Below are 1,831 nucleotides of genomic sequence, written 5' to 3'. Positions count from 1 at the left end.
GGCCCTCAGGCTCGCTTGACTATGCTGGATCGCTCGACGGATCGCCTCCGTCGTTGTGGCGCTGCCGTGAAGAACTTGGCCCATAGCGCGTCCCTCCACCCCGACGTGAAAATCGCACCATCAAACCCTGGGATCAAACATCTAACAGCGAGAATTGTTTTTCCACATTTTCTGGATAGGTACGGTGGATTGATAATTCCTCACTGACTCCTGGGCCCGCCTGGCACCCGCCGCGGCGGGCTTTTTCGTGCGCGCAGCTTACCGCGCGGCCTGCCACACAGGCACTACGACGGGTCGCTTCGGACGGTCCCGCCGGAAAGTCTGGTTCCCGTACGGAATCCAGGTAATGCCGTTCGCCTCGACGCGGCGAGCGTTGATCATCAGGCCGCCCGCAGAGATCGATCCGTGTCGCCACAACCAAGCTCGAACCAGCAAGGTCCTGCATCCGAAGGCGGCCCGCGCCTTAACCTAATGTGTCACAAGCCAACTGCTCGTTTTTGCAGATGGAAAGTATAAATTAATAATTCAGTGATGACTGCAAGATGCGACTGTTTTGAGTGCGTCCTATGACCTAGTTCGGTATTTACCAAAGTCAAGATCCGACCAAGATTGTAGCCTACACACAGTGTGCCTGACAGCCGCCCGACAACGTGCTGAACTACATCAACAACGACAGCTGGTTGGGGTTCGCGAGTTCGGTTCCGTGGCAGGTCCAGCGCTGGCAGGGCGCCGGCGTAGCGAGCATCTGGTCGGTTCCGCTGACGGTCTGGGGCACCTCGCTGGAGCAGGTCGCGACCGGAGCGTACGACAACTATTTTCAGGCTGCGGCGAACGCGCTCGCACAGGCGGTCCCGAGCAAGGACGGCAACATCTACGTTCGTCTCGGATGGGAGTTCAACGGCACCTGGATGCCTTGGGCTGCGCAGGGGCACGAGGCGGCGTTCATCAAGACGTTCCAGGACGTCGTCGACGTCTTCCGCAGCGCATCGGACAAGTTCAAGTTCGTCTGGGACGTGAACGAAGGCGGCAGCACGATCGATCCGGCGAAGTGGTCAGCCCCCATTGAAGTGGTCCGCCCTTTGGTATGGCTTTTGAGCCTGGAGGACGGACGAGATGGCAAAGCACCCGAAGCCCGAGGAGATCGTCGCGAAGCTACGTCAGGCGGACGTTCTGATTTCACAGGGCCAGAGCGTGGCCGATGCAATCCGCGCGCTCGGTGTGAGTTCGGTGACGTACTACCGGTGGCGGCGTGAGTTTGGCGGCCTGAAGTCAGATCAAGTTCGACGGATGAAGAGTCTTGAGACCGAGAATTCTCGGCTTCGAAAGGCCATCGCCGATCTCACCCTCGACAAGCTGATCCTGCAGGAGGCGTCCCGGGGAAGACGTCTCGAGCCCCGCGCGCCGACGCGCCTGTGTCGAGCACATCCAGCTGACGATGAACATCTCCGAGCGCCGTGCCTGTCGGGCGCTCGGACAGCATCGCTCGACACAGCGCAAGGTGCCGCGGGGCCGCGATGATGAAGAGGCGCTGACAGCCGATCTCGTGGCGTTGGCCGAGAAGTACGGGCGCTACGGCTACCGCAAGATCAGTGCGTTGCTGAAGGCGGCCGGATGGTTCGTCAACGACGAGCGTGTCGAGCGCATTTGGCGACGTGAGGGGCTGAAGGTCCCAGCCAAACAGCCCAAGCGAGGGCGGATCTGGGACAACGACGGCTCCTGCGTCCGTCTTCGCCCGGAACACCGCAATCACGTGTGGTCGTATGACTTTGTCGAGGCGCGCACGCATGACGGGCGCAAGATCCGGATGCTCAACGTGGTCGTTGAGTTCACA

General features: G+C 60.7%; 1 protein-coding gene and 1 pseudogene. Both read left to right on the top strand.

All coding sequences use genetic code 11. The annotated features are described in order from the left end of the window. Positions 1-650: 650 nt before the first annotated feature. Positions 651-1,253, top strand: a complete 603-nt coding sequence (locus MKK70_RS12885; protein WP_243948164.1) for a hypothetical protein — start codon at positions 651-653, stop codon at positions 1,251-1,253. Beyond that, positions 1,141-1,831: pseudogene (locus MKK70_RS12880) on the top strand (IS3 family transposase); the annotation flags it as partial. The gene MKK70_RS12885 and the pseudogene MKK70_RS12880, both read left to right, overlap by 113 nt.

Source organism: Methylobacterium sp. E-041 (assembly GCF_022829665.1).
Taxonomy (GTDB): Bacteria; Pseudomonadota; Alphaproteobacteria; order Rhizobiales; family Beijerinckiaceae; genus Methylobacterium.
Note: the sequence above shows the minus strand (reverse complement) of the source record. Positions and strands in the feature narration are given on the sequence as shown.